The following is a 15483-nucleotide window of genomic DNA, read 5'->3' on the forward strand; positions in this document are numbered from 1 at the left end:
ACATATAGTATACCACTTATTCCTTCTTACCCATATTTTAAAAGCGAATATTAGTAAAAAAAAGTTTTGTAGAAATACTTCTACAAAACTTTTAAATCTGTTAAAAATGATAAATATAGATATACCTATCCTTTTTATCTTTTAATAACTTTAAATATTCATATAAAGATACATGCTTTCTGTTTATTGTGTGCTGAGCTATAAATAAATCATTTCTGTTGAGTGCTACGTTAAACTCTTTAGCATGAACTACTTGAGAATGATATATTTTCTTATTACTGTCTGCATATTGTATAACATCACCTATCATTAAATAAGTATATAGCTCATCATATTTAGATATGGCTTCTTCCACTGTTAATTCTTTATACTCACTTGCCACATTATTTCCTTCTCCATCTTTATTTCCCCAGTACGTTCTAAAATACTCAGCACTTCTCCATGTCAGTGCAATTTTCCTTAAAGCTATTGGATCTTTAGTATAGCAAAACCAATCTGTAAACTTTCTATAATCTGACCCCTTCATCTTCATTCCACCAGCAACTAGAACTTGACTTACAAAATTAGTACAATCATTATCCTTAAATACAGGATATTCTTTTATATTAGGAGTCTCAGCATAGGCTTCAGCATAAGCTTTAGCTCGTGCTCTATTATATACATAGTTTTTCCTATTGATTATCTCGTCTTCAAGTTGGGATTTTCTCTTAATTCTTTTGATTATTCTAAGTAGTCTCTTACTCTTCATAATCAACCTCCCATCTTAAACATTAATATTAATTAAAATATAATTTAACTTTTTGTACTAAATAATAGCAATACAGAGATTCCATTTAGCTAGACATTTAAATTAAGAATATCTAATTTTCATTAATTTTTTAACAATATAACATTTTAAAATTTTAAAATGTTATATTGTTATATTGTTTTATATGAAACATTCTATTTATTATAATCTAACTTGCACAATAGGTTAATTTATATCTATATAATACCTATATACTCATAACTCACTTATTTGTTTACTATTCTCTACTATTACCAACAAAAAACAGTGCTAATAGGCCTGCTCCTGTATGACTACCTATAGTTGGTCCTAAATTGTTAATTATACATTCCTTAACTCTTCCACTTTTCCTGCATAATTCTTCTAATGCCTTTGCATCTTCTAAACAATCTCCATGGGAAATAGTTATTAATTGCTGCTCTCCTACACTTCTCTCTATAAACTTATTTGCCAATTCTAACATAGCTTTTTTTCTACCCCTAACCTTATTAAGAGGTATTAGTTTACCTTCATTGTCCATATGAAGGACTGGTTTTACATTAAGCAAAGTTCCTACAGTTGCGGCGGAGCTGGAAACCCTTCCCCCCCTTTTAAGATGTTTTAAATCATCTACTGTAAAATAATGATTTATTTTTAGCTTTATCCCTTCTACAAATTCAACTATTTCTTCCTTTGATTTATCTTCCTTCATCATCTCATAAACCTTATATGCTAATAGTCCTATTCCCATACTAGCTGATAATGTATCTATTATAGTTATATCACTATCCGGATATTCTTCCTTCAAATTTAAAGCTGCATTTCTTGCATTATTTATAGTGCCTGATAATCCTGAGGATAATCCAATATAAATAATGGATTTTCCTTCTTTTATAATGCTTTTAAAAGCCTCCTCAAACTTATATACATTTATTTGAGATGTAGTATACATTTCTCCAGCTCTTAAACCATCATAAAATTCCTTAATATCTAAAGTTTGACCAAAATAATCCTCCATATCTCTGCCTTTAAAGTTACACCCAATAGGTAGACCTACTATATTAGGCTCATTTATAAATTCAATGGGTAAATCACTACCTGAATCAACTACTAAAACCAATTTATTATTCATATCTCATATTCCTCTCATTTATAAATTTATATGGGTTTTATGTTCCACTCTTAAATTATTAATTATTCAATTCATTTTTCATAATAAAATAATTTATCTTGGATTTGTTTTACTATATCTTAATTTAAATAAAATAAGACCAATTATTATTAGTATTATAATCATTTTACTACAACCTAAAACAATTTACATTAATACTATATTATAATTAGTCATATATTACCATATTTTATTAATCTATTCTACATATTTTCCTAATTTCCTAAACTTATAATATCTCTTAGTCAATAAAGATTCCATTGGCTCCCGGCTTAATCTTTCTAATACTTCTTTCAAGTTTGCTTTTATACTTAAAATCATTTTATTAGGATCTTCTTGAGCTCCTCCTTTAGGTTCTTTAATAACTCTATCAATTACACCTAAGCTTAATAAATCTGAAGATGTTATTTTCATTCTTTCTGCTGCCTCTTTAGCTTTAGATGCATCCTTATACAAAATAGATGCAAAACCCTCAGGTGATAAAATAGAGTATATGGAATTCTCAAGCATCCATACTTCATCGGCAACAGCAAGAGCTAATGCTCCTCCACTTCCACCTTCTCCTATAATCATAGAAACTATAGGAACCTTTAGATTACTCATAGTCATAAGATTTTTAGCAATGGCTTCACCTATACCACGTTCTTCTGATTCTATACCACAAAATGCACCTGGAGTATCTATAAAAATAACTACAGGCCTTTTAAATTTCTCTGCTTGAAGCATAAGTCTTAATGCTTTTCTATATCCCTCTGGCTTTGGCATTCCAAAATTTCTTTCTATATTCTCTTTTGTATTATTTCCTTTTTGTACTCCTATAACTGTAACACTTCTATTTTTAAATCTGGCTATACCACCTACTATGGCACTATCATCTCCATAGCCTCTATCACCTTTTAACTCTATAAAATCCTCAAATATACTATTAATATAGTTAAGTGCTGTAGGTCTTTTGATACTTCTTGCTATATTTACCTTTTCCCACGAGTTAAATCTACTCTCCATATACTTCCAACACCTCTAATCTTTAAAATTTCAATTTATATGCAATTTTATAATAGTACTAAGAGTATTTTTCATATCTTTTCTGTGTACAACCTTATCTACATAGCCTTTTTCTAAAAGAAATTCTGCTGTTTGAAAATTCTCTGGTAGCTTTTCCTTTATGGTTTGCTCAATAACCCTTCGCCCTGCAAATCCAATAAGTGCATTAGGTTCAGCAAGTATTATATCGCCTAGCATTGCAAAACTTGCTGTTACTCCTCCAGTAGTCGGGTCTGTTAATACAGATATATATAGTAGTCCTTTATTATTATGATAAGATAGAGCTGCTGAGGTTTTGGCCATCTGCATAAGAGAAAAAATTCCTTCCTGCATCCTTGCTCCTCCAGAGCAAGTAAATATTATTATTGGTAATTCTTCATTTGTTGCCAGCTCTATAGCTCTCGTAATCTTCTCTCCAACTACACTTCCCATGCTCCCCATAAGAAAGTTACTGTCCATGACACATATAACTGCATTATTACCGTCTATCTTCCCTATGCCTGTTATAACAGCTTCCTTCATACTTGTGGCTCTTTGTATCTTATTCACCTTTTCATTATAATCTGGAAAGTCTAACGGATTATCTGAAACCATATCTGCAAACAACTCTTTAAATGTTCCTTCATCAATGGTCTGTTTAATTCGCTCTCTTGCTGTAAGTCTAAAATGCCCTCCACAAGAATAGCATACCTTTAAATTATTTATTAGATCTCCTCTATATATGATATTACCGCATTCCGCACATCTAACCCACATTCCATCCGGTACTTGTGGTTTCTTTTCTATTTCACTATCTTTGTTATTTGCTTTTACTTCTATATAAACATTTTTTTTAAATAACGACTTTAAATCTTTCATATAATTACCTCATTTAGATTTAAACTATTTAACCTTATTGAGATATGCTTCTAAAAAACCTGTATCAAAGTTTCCTTCTACAAAATTCTCATTAGCCAAAATATCAAGTTGAAGATCTATATTAGTATTAACTCCTTCTATTATGAATTCACTTAATGCTCTTTTCATTTTCCCTATAGCCTCTTCTCTATCTTTACCATGAACTATAAGCTTACCAATCATTGAGTCATAACAGTGAGGAATCTTATAACCTTGATATACTGCAGAATCTAATCTAACTCCATTTCCACCTGGTACATACAAATTAGTTATTTCACCTGGACATGGTCTAAAGTTCTTATAAGGATCTTCTGCATTTATTCTACATTCTATGGAATGCCCTGTAATTTTTATATCTTCCTGAGAAAAACTTAATTTCTCTCCATAAGCTATTTTAATTTGTTCCTTTATTAAATCTATTCCTGTTATCATCTCTGTCACAGGATGCTCTACCTGTATTCTAGTATTCATCTCCATAAAATAGAAACTTTTATTCTTATCTACTAGAAATTCTATAGTTCCAGCATTTATATAACCTATAGATTTCGCAGCTTTAACTGCAGTTTCTCCCATTTTCTTTCTCATATCATTATCTATAAATACTGATGGCGCTTCCTCTAACACCTTCTGATTTTTTCTTTGTATAGAACATTCACGTTCTCCTAGATATACCGTGTTTCCATAGTCATCTGCTATAAGCTGTATTTCTATATGTCTTGGTTTTTCTATAAACTTTTCTATATACATAGAATCATCATTAAATGAAGTCTTTGCTTCTCTCTTTGCTGCATTGAAATCACTTATAAGTTGATTCTCATTGTTTACAATCCTAATTCCTTTTCCACCGCCTCCACTAGAGGCTTTTATCATTACCGGATAACCTATTTCCTTAGCTATCTCTATAGCTTCTTCTTCATTCTTTACAAGTCCTTTTGAGCCAGGTACAACTGGAATATCAGCTTTCTCCATAAGCTCCCTAGCTTTAGACTTATTTCCCATATTGCTTATATTATCTGCTGTTGGTCCTATAAATTTAATGTTACACTCTTCACACATTTTAGCGAATCTACTATTTTCTGATAGAAATCCAAATCCAGGATGAATAGCCTCTGCTCCTTTTAAAATAGTAGCACTTAATATATTATTCTCATTTAGATAACTATCTTTTGAGGCTGATGGTCCAATGCAAACACACTCGTCTGCCATTTGAGCATGCAAAGCTTCTTTATCACCTTCAGAATATACAGCTACAGTTTGTATTCCCATTTCTCTGCAAGCTCTAATTATTCTAACTGCAATTTCCCCTCTATTAGCAATTAATATCTTTTTAAACATACGGCTACCTCTCTTACTTTTATACTCCTACTGCAAAGGTTAATTCACATTCACAGGCTACTACTCCATCAACTGTTGCAGTCCCTTTTCCAATGCCTACTGGTCCTTTTATCTTTATAATTTCAACCTCTAACTTTAATCGATCACCAGGTACAACTTTTCTTCTAAATCTAGCATTTTTTATTCCACCGAAGTAAGCTATCTTTCCTCTAAACTTTTCATCATACAGTAACGCGATGGCACCAACTTGAGCAAGAGCTTCTACTATTATTACTCCAGGTAATACCGGTTCTTGAGGAAAATGACCTTGAAAAAAGTATTCATTCATAGTTATGTTCTTATATCCAACTGCATTTTTCATTGGCTCTAAGCTTTCTATTTGATCTACAAATAAAAATGGATATCTGTGAGGTATTATTTCTTGTATTTCTTTTATATTAAGTTTTATCGGCTTCTCTTCTACTGTGTCTAACATTATTATACTACCTCCTAATTATTCTCTATCTTAAAGTTTTATAGCCATTATAGGCTGACCAAATTCTACTACATCTCCATTGTTAACGAATATTTTAGCTACAGTTCCTTCAACTTCACATTCAATTTCGTTCATTAATTTCATAGCTTCAATTATGCAAAGAATAGATTCATTTGATACTAAATCTCCTATTTTTACATAAGAATCTCCGTTTTCTGTTGGTGAAGAATAAAATGTACCTACCATAGGTGATTTAACTATAAAGCATCCTTCTAATGAATTCTCTTCCCTATCTATTTCTTCCGTAATTATTTCTTCATTCTTTGTATTCATTACTAAAGTTGAATCTACCTTACTATGATTAACAACTTCACTATCACACTTATCTACCATAATCGGTTTACTCAATACTCTAGTATCTTCAGTGTAAATAACTTTACTAGAATCATTTTTGCTCATTCTTATTCTAAGACCAGCTTCTTCTAACTCTAACTCCTTAAGTTCGGAATCATTTATTAATTTAATAAGCCTTTCAATTGCTTCATAGTTCATCATTTATTCCTCCCATTTCTTAAATAAAAGTGTGGCATTATGGCCACCAAAACCTAAAGAATTAGATAAAGCATATTTAAGCTCAGCCTTTCTTCCCGCATTAGGAACATAATCCAAGTCGCACTCTTCATCCTTCTCTTCAAGACCAATGGTAGCTGGAATAAACCCATCCTCTAAAGCCTTTATACATACAATAGCCTCTACAGCACCTGCTGCTCCTAATAAATGTCCTGTCATTGACTTAGTAGAGCTAACTGGAATCTTATAAGCTTCCTCCTTAAATAAACTTTTTATGGCTACAGTTTCAAATTTGTCATTATATGGTGTACTAGTTCCGTGAGCATTAATATATGATATATCTTCTAATTTTATGTTTCCTTCTTCAATTGCAAGTTTCATAGCTCTTGATGCCCCTTCCCCATCAGCACTAGGTTGGGTTATATGGTATGCATCACAAGTAGCTCCGTATCCAACAATTTCACCATATATTCTAGCTCCTCTTGATTTTGCATGTTCAAGTTCTTCTAAAATTAAAACTCCTGCTCCCTCACCCATTACGAATCCACTTCTATTTTTATCAAAAGGAATAGATGCTTTTTGGGGATCTTCACTCTTGCTTAATGCTGTTAATGCAGTAAATCCAGCTAGACCAACTGAAGTTATAGATGCTTCTGTTCCACCTGCAATCATTACTTCTGCCCTATTTGCCTTTATCATCTCAAATGCTTCACCTATACTATTAGTTCCTGTAGCACAAGCTGTAACAACAGATAAGCATGGTCCCTTAGCTCCATATTTTATAGCAACATTTCCTCCTGCCATATTCTCTATCATCATAGGAATTAAGAATGGTGATACCTTAGTTGTATCTCTTTCTAACATCCTTTTATATTCATTTTCTAAAGTCTCAAGTCCACCTATTCCTGAACTAATTAGCACACCTAATCTATATTTATCTATATTGTCTAAATCTAATTTTGAGGCTTTTACTGCCTCCTCTGCTGCAACCATAGCAAGTTGGCAGTATCTATCCATTCTCTTACTTTCTTTTCTATCAATAGTTTCAGTAGGATCAAAATCTTTAACCTCTGCTGCTATTTTAACTTTGAACTTTTCTACGTCCATAGATTTAATATAATCTATACCACATTTACTATCCTTAACCCCATTCCAAAAGCTATCAACATCATTACCTATAGGAGTAATTGCTCCCATTCCCGTAACTACTACTCTTCTGCTCACCTTATATATCCTCCTTCAATAACTACATTACCATTCCGCCATCTACATTTATAACTTGACCTGTTATATAATCTCCACCTTCTGAAGCAAGAAAGGCTACAGTTTTTGCTATATCTTCTACGGCTCCAAATCTACCTAAAGGAATTAACCCTAACATACCTTCCCTTACCTTTTCACTTAATACATCTGTCATATCACTTTTTATAAATCCTGGTGCTATAGCATTTACAGTTATACCTCTAGTCCCTACTTCTTTAGCTATAGATTTAGTAAGTCCTATAACCCCTGCTTTAGATGCTGCATAATTTGCCTGGCCTGCATTTCCTACAACTCCTACTACGGATGAAATATTTATAATTTTTCCGCTTCTTTGTTTAAGCATATAAGATACCGCACTCTTACAGGTATTAAATACTCCCTTAAGATTTATATCCAAAACCTTATCAAATTGTTCCTCTTTCATCCTCATAATTAATCCATCTTTTGTTATTCCAGCATTATTAATTAATACATCTATAGTTCCAAGGGCTTTTACTGCTTCGTCTATTAACTTTTTTCCTTCCTCGAAACTACTTACATCTCCTTTTACTAAAATAGCATTCCCTCCAAGGCCTTTTATTTCCTCGGCAACTTTTTTAGCTTCTATGTCACTACTAACATAATTTATAACCACATTGGCTCTATTTTTTCCAAATTCTAAAGCTATGGCCTTTCCTATTCCTCTACTACCTCCAGTAACTACCACATTCTTTCCTTTAAACATTTTTATATCCTCTCCTATACACTAGCTTCTTTTAAGTACTTTAATGTACTATAAACTGATTCTTTATCCTCAACGTTTAATACTTTTACTTCTTTATTTATTTTCTTTACAAAACCACTAAGGGCTTTTCCTGGTCCAACCTCTATGAAGGTATTAATGCCCATATTTATCATATTTTCTATGGTCTTTTGCCACTGAACTGAAGACTTAACTTGGGCTTCTAGTAAACATCTTAGTTTCATCACGTTTGATAAAATTTCTCCTGTAACATTAGGTATTACATCTATATTACTTTCTTTAAAAGCTACAAACTCTAATACATTTCCTAGCTTTTTAGATGCGTTTTTCATTAACTCTGTATGAAACCCTCCACTTACTGATAATTTAACAATTTTCTTAACACCCTTGGTTTTCAAAATTCTCATAGCCTCTTCAACTAAAGAATCCTCTCCAGAAATTACAACTTGAGAACTACAATTATAATTTGCTATACCAATTATCCCTTTGACACTAAGTTTCTTACATACGTCTTCTATATCTTCTATTTTTCCACCAATTACAGCTGCCATGGAACCATTAGTAGTATCACTATCTTCCTTCATAAAGATTCCTCTTTCTCTTACTACTTTTAAGCCCTGTTCAAAATTCATAATACCACTTGAAATTAGAGCAGAATATTCTCCAAGACTTAACCCTGCAACAATTTTGACATTTATTCCATATGACTTTAAAATTTCAAATAATGCTATTGAAAGTGTTACTATAGCAACCTGATTGTTTTCAGTAGAAGTTAATTCTTCTATTGGACCATTAAAGCAAAGGTTTGCTATATCTTTATTTAAGATTTTGTTAGCTTTTTCAAATACTTCCTTAGCCACTAAAAATTCTTCATATATTTCCTTTCCCATACCTACATATTGACTGCCTTGGCCTGGGAAAATAAATGCTATATTTTTCATAATTACCTCTCAAGATTAAAACTTATTTATCATAGATTTAAGTAATTTTTCAGTACCTTCTATAAAATCTTTAATTATATCTTCACAACTTTCTTGTTTTTTTATTAATCCTGCAATTTGACCTGCCATTACAGAACCATTATCTATATCCCCTTCTATAACAGCTTTTCTAAGTCCTCCAACACCTAATTTTTCTAATTCTTCAGGTGATGTACCTGCCTTTTCAAGCTTTGAATATTCCCTAGACAATCTATTTCTAAGAACTCTTACAGGATGCCCAGTACTTCTACCTGTAACTATAGAATCTATATCCTTTGATTCTATTACCTTCTTTTTGTAATTTTCATGGATATTACATTCATTAGCTGTAAGAAATCTAGTACCAACTTGAAATCCATTAGCCCCTAATGCTAATGTAGCTAACATTCCTCTTGAATCTCCTATACCACCTGCAGCTATAACTGGTATATTTACAGCGTCAACTACCTGAGGAAGCAGTGCCATAGTTGTAAGTTCACCTATGTGTCCACCTGCTTCACAACCTTCTGCAATTACCATATCTGCTCCACTTCTCTCCATTCTCTTTGCAAGTCCTGTGGATGCTACTACCGGAATAACCACAATATTATGATTTTTCCACATATCCATATATTTTCCTGGGTTTCCTGCACCCGTTGTAACAACTTTTACACCTTCTTCACAAACAATCTTAGCAACCTCATCTGCATTGCCACTAAGTAACATTATGTTTACTCCAAAAGGTTTATCTGTTAACTCTTTAGCTCTTCTTATTTCTAATCTAATATTTTCTGGGGAGTTATTTCCTGCAGCTATAATTCCAAGTCCTCCTGCATTTGATACGCTACTTGCTAATGTACTATCTGCAATCCATGCCATAGCTCCTTGAATTATAGGATACTGTATTCCTAAAGCTTCACATATATCTGATTTAAACATATATACCTCCTATGGTTAAGGTCAGATAGTTATCTATCTGACCCTTTGTTTTAGTTAACCTTGCTTTCTATATAGCTTGAGATATCTTGAACATTTTTTATATTCTCTATATCCTCATTTGGAATTTCAATATCAAATTCCTCTTCTAGACTCATAACAATTTCAAATATTTCTAAAGAATCTATCCCTAAATCATCCGTAAAGCTAGCATTTATATTTAATTCTTCTACCTCTATCCCTAATTCTTTTGCTATAACCTTTTTAACTCTTTCTAATACCATTTTTATTCCTCCTATATCCTTTTAATTATTATTCCACTTCAATAGCGCACTACCATAGGTTAGTCCACCACCAAATCCTATAATTACTATGTTATTTCCTGACTTAATTTGACCATTCAGATTTGCTTCATCTAAAGCTATTGGAATACTTGCACTGGACGTATTCCCCTTTTTATCTAAATTAATTATGAATTTAGATAAAGGTATATCCACTTTCTTGCTAAAACTATCTATCATTCTTATATTGGCTTGATGTGGAAGTATAAAATCTATCTCTTCCTTTTCTATATTTCCTTCTTTAAGAATTCTATTAAATTCGTCTTCCATAACCTTAACAGCAAATTTATAAATATCTCTTCCATTCATTTTAATCTTGTTATCTTTTATGCCTTCCTTAGCATAAGGATTCGAAATAGGAAGTATACCACAGGTAAGAGCTTCCCCTTTAGAACCTACGCTTTTACAGTTAATATAGCTTATATGTTCTTTAGAATCTTTTCCTAAAACTACAGCTCCTGCGCCATCACCAAATAATACGCAAGTATTTCTATCTTCCCAATCTACAATCTTTGATAATACCTCTGCTCCAATTACCAAAGCCTTTGTAGCCCTACCTGTCTCTATATATACCTTAGCTATATCTAAAGCAAATATAAATCCACTGCATGCGGCATTTATATCAAAAGCCATAGCATTTATGGCACCTATTTCCTTTTGCACATTACATGCAACTGACGGTACTAAACTATCAGGAGTAACTGTAGCCACTAAAATCAAATCAATTTCCTTACCATCTATATTGCTATTTTCTAAGGCTTTTGTAGCTGCTTTAATTGCTAATTCTGAGGTATCTTCATTAGAAGATATCCTTCTTTCAGCTATTCCAGTTCTCTCTCTAATCCAGCTATCTGAAGTATCTACAATACTCTCTATATCTTTGTTATAAACTATATTAGATGGTGTATAAGAACCTGTTCCTAGTATTCTTGAACCAATCACAATTTTTCTCCTTTACTTATTCTTAAGATTATATTTTGATTTAAAGAATTTATTTACTTTCTCCAAAGATCCGATTAATACTTCTTCCTCTTCATCTGTTAATCCATTTATAGTTTCATTAATCATATCTTGATGGAACCTTTCATGAACTCTATAGGCTAGCTTTCCTTTTCTAGTAAGAGCTATCATTACAGATCTTCTATCTTCTTCTCCTCTTGTGCGTTCCACATACTCCTTCTTTACCAGCTTTGTTATTGCAGTAGTTAAAGTTCCTACTGTAATATTTAAATCATTCGCTACTTCTGTCATAGTTCTTGGCTTATACATTCCTATAGCTTCAATGGTATGTATTTCAGTAACCGATAAATCATTGAGTACCCCTTGTTGTAATGCTGTTTGCTCAATCTCTAAAATATCATTAAATATAGTTACTAATAATTCATTTAACACGTGTTTATTTGAATTTAAGGATTTCATGCTATTTTCTACCCCTTTTGTTTGACTCTCAAATATTTTGATAATCAAAGTATATTACTAAAAAAAACTAAAGTCAATATAAATTTTTTGCTTTTATTTTTATAAATAATCTAACTTGCTACAATTTATTTACTTTATCTTGAAAGTAAAGTCTAGATAAATCTAGACTTTACTAAGAATTTAATATCCTGCTACTCCTGTGTATCTTAATGGATCTATTGGAACTCCATCTACTCTAATTTCAAAATGTAGATGTGGACCTGTACTATCTCCAGTATTTCCAACTTCCGCTACAAATTGACCTCTTAGCACTTGCTCTCCTGAAGATACATCTAGTTTGCTACAATGAGCATATACAGTCTGTAAATTATCACTATGGTCAATTATTACTACTTTTCCGTATCCATCTGCCACTCCAGAAAAACTCACCGTTCCATCTAATGCTGCTTGTATTTTAGTTCCAGTATTTGCAGCTAAGTCAACTCCTTTATGATAATATCCTTCTCTTTGTTCCCCAAAGGTAGCAGTTAGTATGCCTTTTATAGGCGTTGTTATTGAATTGTGTAAAAAAACCTCTCTATTGATCTCTGTATTCCCCCTACTAAGAGGCGTAAAAGCAACTTGTTCATTAGTCTTCTGTATATATCTAACATGATTTTCTTTTGTAACTGTAAAACTAACTAAACTGTCATCATTTGTATTATTGTACCCTATTATTTTATTACAAATTTCACTTTCATTTAGAATATCTTCTTTATTACAAGTTATTTCTTCATATACTATTTCATTATTTACAGTAACATCTTTAATCTTATCTATATTATATGTATTTATATAGATATCCCTTACTTTATTAATGGCATTATTACCTGTAGATTCGTCGGCAACTATACCTATATCTACACTATCTGATTTCATAACTAATGCATTTACTTTTTCATCTGCTTTTACATTTTCTTTTGATTCTACCGAATTCATGGTAACCATAGTTAAAATACATAAGGCTGATACACACACTATGATCAATTCTTTTAGTATATTTTTTTTCATGGTATTACCTCCCTACTACAATGATAATATACCCCATTGTGAGTATTTTAAACATAATCTCTAAATACACAATCATATTTAGTATTAATAAAATATTAATTTTATATACTTACATCTATATATTTGTTAATTATTAAATTTTTCTTTTAATAGGTTTACTATATGTTATACTAGGGTTATAATATAATTTTTAATTGAAACTTACTCTAAAAGGTTATAAAAAATAAGTAATAAGATATAATTTACATAGTAAATAAATAATTTATTCGACGGTTAATGACCTAATAATTCTATATCACTTTATGAGTTTATTTTTAAAATATTGGATATTTACTTTTCTTAAAGTGAGAAATAAGGATGACTACTCCCTAGATAACTCTATTTATTGGCATTATTAATATATTATAACCTTAGTTTTCAACGAAAAATTAATGTGGTACTACTTACATTACGATAACATGGAAAGGTTGAGATTCTATGAGTACTTTTATGTTTAAAACCAAAAATTTAGATTATACTCCTGTAAGTAATGTGTTTATAGATAACTTCATGGCAAAGGCTAGAGGTGAGTATATAAAAGTTTATTTACTTGGTCTTAAATATTGTGTTAGTGGAGAAATAGGTGTAAATTCAACTCTTATAGCTTCTGCTCTCTCTTTATTAGAAACTGACGTAATAAATGCTTGGAATTATTGGAATGATGAAGGTGTTATACGATTAGTTCCTATAGATAATATGGGTAATTATAATATAGAGTTCTTAGAGTTAACTAAGGCTCCAGATAGCAGAAAATCCGTAAACTTATTAAAAGAACTAGATAATTCTATGGTTAAGGATATGCTACAAGATATAGAAAGATTGTTGGCACGTCCACTTTCTCCAAAGGAAATGACTACTTATCTTGGATGGCAAAAAGACTTTAACTTTTCTCCTGAACTCATACTTTTACTTATAGAATACTGTGTGTCTAAAGGAAAGTCTGATTACAGGTATATTGAAAAAATAGCTATATCTTGGAATGATATCAATATAACTAATATAGATGAAGCTCAAGACTATATAAAAAAACATGAGGATAAATGGATTAATATAAGAAAAATCTTAACCTATTTAGGCTTAAAAAATGGCGATATCATGAAACCTCAAGAAGATATCTTAAATAAATGGTTAAATACCTATAACTTCTCTTTGGAAATTATATATAAAGCTTGCGACATATGTTTTGAAAGACTTAATAGGGCTGACTTTAAATATATTGATGGTATTCTAAATAGCTGGTTTAAAGATAATATTAAAACTCTTCAAGACATCGAGATAAAAGATAAGAAGAAGATTAACTTTAAACCTATTATCAGTGAAGTTTCTAATAACAGTGCAAAAAAAGGAAAAAGTAAATTTCATAGTTATGACCAAAGAAGCTATGACTTTGAGGATTTAGAAAGAAAACTTTTAGGATGGGATAATAATGACTAATAACTATCACTTGGAAATTATGAAGCTTTATGATGAAATAAAAGAAAAACAAAAGAATGCTCTAGGGTCAAGAAAAGCTGAAGTAAAAAAACGTGTTCCTGAAATAGATGAGATTGAAAATCGCATTGGAAAACTATGTATTAAAGTTTCCTTAGCAGCTTTTCAAGATTCTAATAATAGGGACCATCATTTAAAAGAATTAAAAGAAGATATAACTAATCTAAGAGTTAAAAAGTCTGAACTCTTAGTATCTAACGGTTATCCTTTAGATTATCTAGATATTCATTATAACTGTAATAAATGTAAGGATACTGGATTTATAGGATTGAAAAAATGCAGTTGCTATAAACAAAAACTTAATAGTATCTATTATAGAAATAGTGATTTATTTATAGTTTCTGATGATCATAATTTTGCCAATTTTAATATGGACTTTTTCATTGATAAAAAAAATGGACGTGAAAAATTTAGTCCTAAAGAAAATATGAAGAATATAGTAAATCAGTGCCTTAGATATATGGAAAATTTTGATTCCACTTCCGAAAATCTTCTTTTCTATGGTAATCCAGGCACAGGAAAAACATTTTTATCTCATTGTATAGCAAAAGAATTAATAGACAATGGATACTTTATAGTATATAGGACTTCTGAAGAATTAATTAAAAACTTAAAGGACATAAGATTTAATAGTAACGTAACTCTAGAAGATCACTTAATTAATTGCGACTTACTTATAATAGATGACTTGGGTACAGAAGTCTCATCTGAGTTCGCTATATCTGAGTTATTTAATCTTCTAAACACTAAGCTATTAAGAAACAAGAAAATGTTGATTTCTAGTAACTTTTCTTTAGATGAATTATTATCTATCTATTCAGAAAGAATTACATCTAGACTTTTTGGTAATTTTACTTTATTTAAGTTTTATGGTGACGATATAAGACTTCAAAAAAGCTTAAATAGTAAAACATCATCTAAATAAATTCATAAAGAAACATCCTAACTTATATATACATTAAGTTAGGATGTTTTTTGTTTAAGG

The 15483-nt window shown here is 31.0% G+C and carries 17 protein-coding genes; 2 read left to right on the plus strand and 15 right to left on the minus strand.

Features of this window, described 5'->3' with window-relative positions; all coding sequences use genetic code 11:
* Window positions 1-100: 100 nt before the first annotated feature.
* The 15 genes from B3W71_RS04515 to B3W71_RS04585 form a co-directional block, all read right to left on the minus strand.
* Window positions 101-748: an amidase domain-containing protein gene (locus B3W71_RS04515; RefSeq protein ID WP_346887753.1), complete on the minus strand. Its 648-nt coding sequence runs from the start codon at window positions 746-748 to the stop codon at window positions 101-103.
* Window positions 749-1025: 277 nt separating this feature from the next.
* Complete coding sequence (locus B3W71_RS04520) at window positions 1026-1898, minus strand: DegV family protein (RefSeq protein ID WP_346887754.1); 873 nt, start codon at window positions 1896-1898, stop codon at window positions 1026-1028.
* A gap of 237 nt (window positions 1899-2135) precedes the next feature.
* Window positions 2136-2942, minus strand: a complete 807-nt coding sequence (locus B3W71_RS04525; RefSeq protein WP_346887755.1) for an acetyl-CoA carboxylase carboxyltransferase subunit alpha — start codon at window positions 2940-2942, stop codon at window positions 2136-2138.
* A 30-nt stretch (window positions 2943-2972) separates the two neighbouring features.
* Window positions 2973-3839, minus strand: a complete 867-nt coding sequence (gene accD, locus B3W71_RS04530) for an acetyl-CoA carboxylase, carboxyltransferase subunit beta (protein WP_346887756.1) — start codon at window positions 3837-3839, stop codon at window positions 2973-2975.
* 24 nt (window positions 3840-3863) lie between these two features.
* Complete coding sequence (locus tag B3W71_RS04535) at window positions 3864-5213, minus strand: acetyl-CoA carboxylase biotin carboxylase subunit (RefSeq protein ID WP_346887757.1); 1350 nt, start codon at window positions 5211-5213, stop codon at window positions 3864-3866.
* A gap of 19 nt (window positions 5214-5232) precedes the next feature.
* Window positions 5233-5688 carry a 3-hydroxyacyl-ACP dehydratase FabZ gene (fabZ, locus tag B3W71_RS04540; RefSeq protein ID WP_346887758.1) on the minus strand — a complete coding sequence of 152 codons (456 nt, stop codon included), beginning with the start codon at window positions 5686-5688 and terminating at the stop codon, window positions 5233-5235.
* 30 nt (window positions 5689-5718) lie between these two features.
* Window positions 5719-6243 carry an acetyl-CoA carboxylase biotin carboxyl carrier protein gene (accB, locus tag B3W71_RS04545; protein WP_346887759.1) on the minus strand — a complete coding sequence of 175 codons (525 nt, stop codon included), beginning with the start codon at window positions 6241-6243 and terminating at the stop codon, window positions 5719-5721.
* Entirely contained in the window at window positions 6244-7482 is a 1239-nt protein-coding gene (fabF, locus tag B3W71_RS04550; protein ID WP_346887760.1) for a beta-ketoacyl-ACP synthase II, read from the minus strand.
* A 22-nt stretch (window positions 7483-7504) separates the two neighbouring features.
* Entirely contained in the window at window positions 7505-8245 is a 741-nt protein-coding gene (fabG, locus tag B3W71_RS04555) for a 3-oxoacyl-[acyl-carrier-protein] reductase (RefSeq protein ID WP_346887761.1), read from the minus strand.
* 14 nt (window positions 8246-8259) lie between these two features.
* Complete coding sequence (gene fabD / locus B3W71_RS04560) at window positions 8260-9204, minus strand: ACP S-malonyltransferase (protein ID WP_346887762.1); 945 nt, start codon at window positions 9202-9204, stop codon at window positions 8260-8262.
* 15 nt (window positions 9205-9219) lie between these two features.
* Window positions 9220-10161 carry an enoyl-[acyl-carrier-protein] reductase FabK gene (gene fabK / locus B3W71_RS04565; protein ID WP_346887763.1) on the minus strand — a complete coding sequence of 314 codons (942 nt, stop codon included), beginning with the start codon at window positions 10159-10161 and terminating at the stop codon, window positions 9220-9222.
* Window positions 10162-10211: 50 nt separating this feature from the next.
* The gene (acpP, locus tag B3W71_RS04570) at window positions 10212-10442 is read right to left on the minus strand and encodes an acyl carrier protein (protein ID WP_346887764.1); all 231 of its coding nucleotides are present in this window, start codon (window positions 10440-10442) and stop codon (window positions 10212-10214) included.
* A gap of 21 nt (window positions 10443-10463) precedes the next feature.
* The gene (locus B3W71_RS04575; protein ID WP_346887765.1) at window positions 10464-11441 is read right to left on the minus strand and encodes a beta-ketoacyl-ACP synthase III; all 978 of its coding nucleotides are present in this window, start codon (window positions 11439-11441) and stop codon (window positions 10464-10466) included.
* A 12-nt stretch (window positions 11442-11453) separates the two neighbouring features.
* Window positions 11454-11918 (minus strand): MarR family transcriptional regulator, encoded by a 465-nt coding sequence (locus B3W71_RS04580; RefSeq protein ID WP_346887766.1) that lies wholly within the window; start codon window positions 11916-11918, stop codon window positions 11454-11456.
* A 180-nt stretch (window positions 11919-12098) separates the two neighbouring features.
* A complete protein-coding gene (locus B3W71_RS04585; RefSeq protein ID WP_346887767.1) occupies window positions 12099-12968 on the minus strand; it encodes a M23 family metallopeptidase in 870 nt (289 codons plus the stop codon).
* Between the two features lie 477 nt (window positions 12969-13445).
* On the opposite strand from B3W71_RS04585, the gene B3W71_RS04590 reads away from it, so the two are divergent.
* Together B3W71_RS04590 and B3W71_RS04595 are read left to right on the plus strand one after the other, a co-directional pair.
* Window positions 13446-14441 (plus strand): DnaD domain protein, encoded by a 996-nt coding sequence (locus tag B3W71_RS04590; RefSeq protein ID WP_346887768.1) that lies wholly within the window; start codon window positions 13446-13448, stop codon window positions 14439-14441.
* Window positions 14434-15423 (plus strand): ATP-binding protein, encoded by a 990-nt coding sequence (locus tag B3W71_RS04595; protein WP_346887769.1) that lies wholly within the window; start codon window positions 14434-14436, stop codon window positions 15421-15423. The genes B3W71_RS04590 and B3W71_RS04595 overlap by 8 nt, the downstream gene beginning before the upstream one ends.
* The last annotated feature ends 60 nt before the right edge of the window (window positions 15424-15483 follow it).

It is taken from the genome of Clostridium sp. UBA1056, from assembly GCA_002316385.1.
Taxonomy (GTDB): domain Bacteria; phylum Bacillota; class Clostridia; order Clostridiales; family Clostridiaceae; genus Clostridium_J.

Coding starts and splice junctions, on each gene's coding strand:
- B3W71_RS04590 (WP_346887768.1), top strand. CDS start 13,446: ATGAGTACTTTTATGTTTAAAACCAAAAATTTAGATTATACTCCTGTA.
- accD (WP_346887756.1), bottom strand. CDS start 3,839: ATGAAAGATTTAAAGTCGTTATTTAAAAAAAATGTTTATATAGAAGTA.
- fabZ (WP_346887758.1), bottom strand. CDS start 5,688: ATGTTAGACACAGTAGAAGAGAAGCCGATAAAACTTAATATAAAAGAA.
- accB (WP_346887759.1), bottom strand. CDS start 6,243: ATGATGAACTATGAAGCAATTGAAAGGCTTATTAAATTAATAAATGAT.
- fabG (WP_346887761.1), bottom strand. CDS start 8,245: ATGTTTAAAGGAAAGAATGTGGTAGTTACTGGAGGTAGTAGAGGAATA.
- B3W71_RS04520 (WP_346887754.1), bottom strand. CDS start 1,898: ATGAATAATAAATTGGTTTTAGTAGTTGATTCAGGTAGTGATTTACCC.
- B3W71_RS04595 (WP_346887769.1), top strand. CDS start 14,434: ATGACTAATAACTATCACTTGGAAATTATGAAGCTTTATGATGAAATA.
- B3W71_RS04515 (WP_346887753.1), bottom strand. CDS start 748: ATGAAGAGTAAGAGACTACTTAGAATAATCAAAAGAATTAAGAGAAAA.
- B3W71_RS04525 (WP_346887755.1), bottom strand. CDS start 2,942: ATGGAGAGTAGATTTAACTCGTGGGAAAAGGTAAATATAGCAAGAAGT.
- B3W71_RS04585 (WP_346887767.1), bottom strand. CDS start 12,968: ATGAAAAAAAATATACTAAAAGAATTGATCATAGTGTGTGTATCAGCC.
- fabD (WP_346887762.1), bottom strand. CDS start 9,204: ATGAAAAATATAGCATTTATTTTCCCAGGCCAAGGCAGTCAATATGTA.
- B3W71_RS04580 (WP_346887766.1), bottom strand. CDS start 11,918: ATGAAATCCTTAAATTCAAATAAACACGTGTTAAATGAATTATTAGTA.
- acpP (WP_346887764.1), bottom strand. CDS start 10,442: ATGGTATTAGAAAGAGTTAAAAAGGTTATAGCAAAAGAATTAGGGATA.
- B3W71_RS04535 (WP_346887757.1), bottom strand. CDS start 5,213: ATGTTTAAAAAGATATTAATTGCTAATAGAGGGGAAATTGCAGTTAGA.
- fabK (WP_346887763.1), bottom strand. CDS start 10,161: ATGTTTAAATCAGATATATGTGAAGCTTTAGGAATACAGTATCCTATA.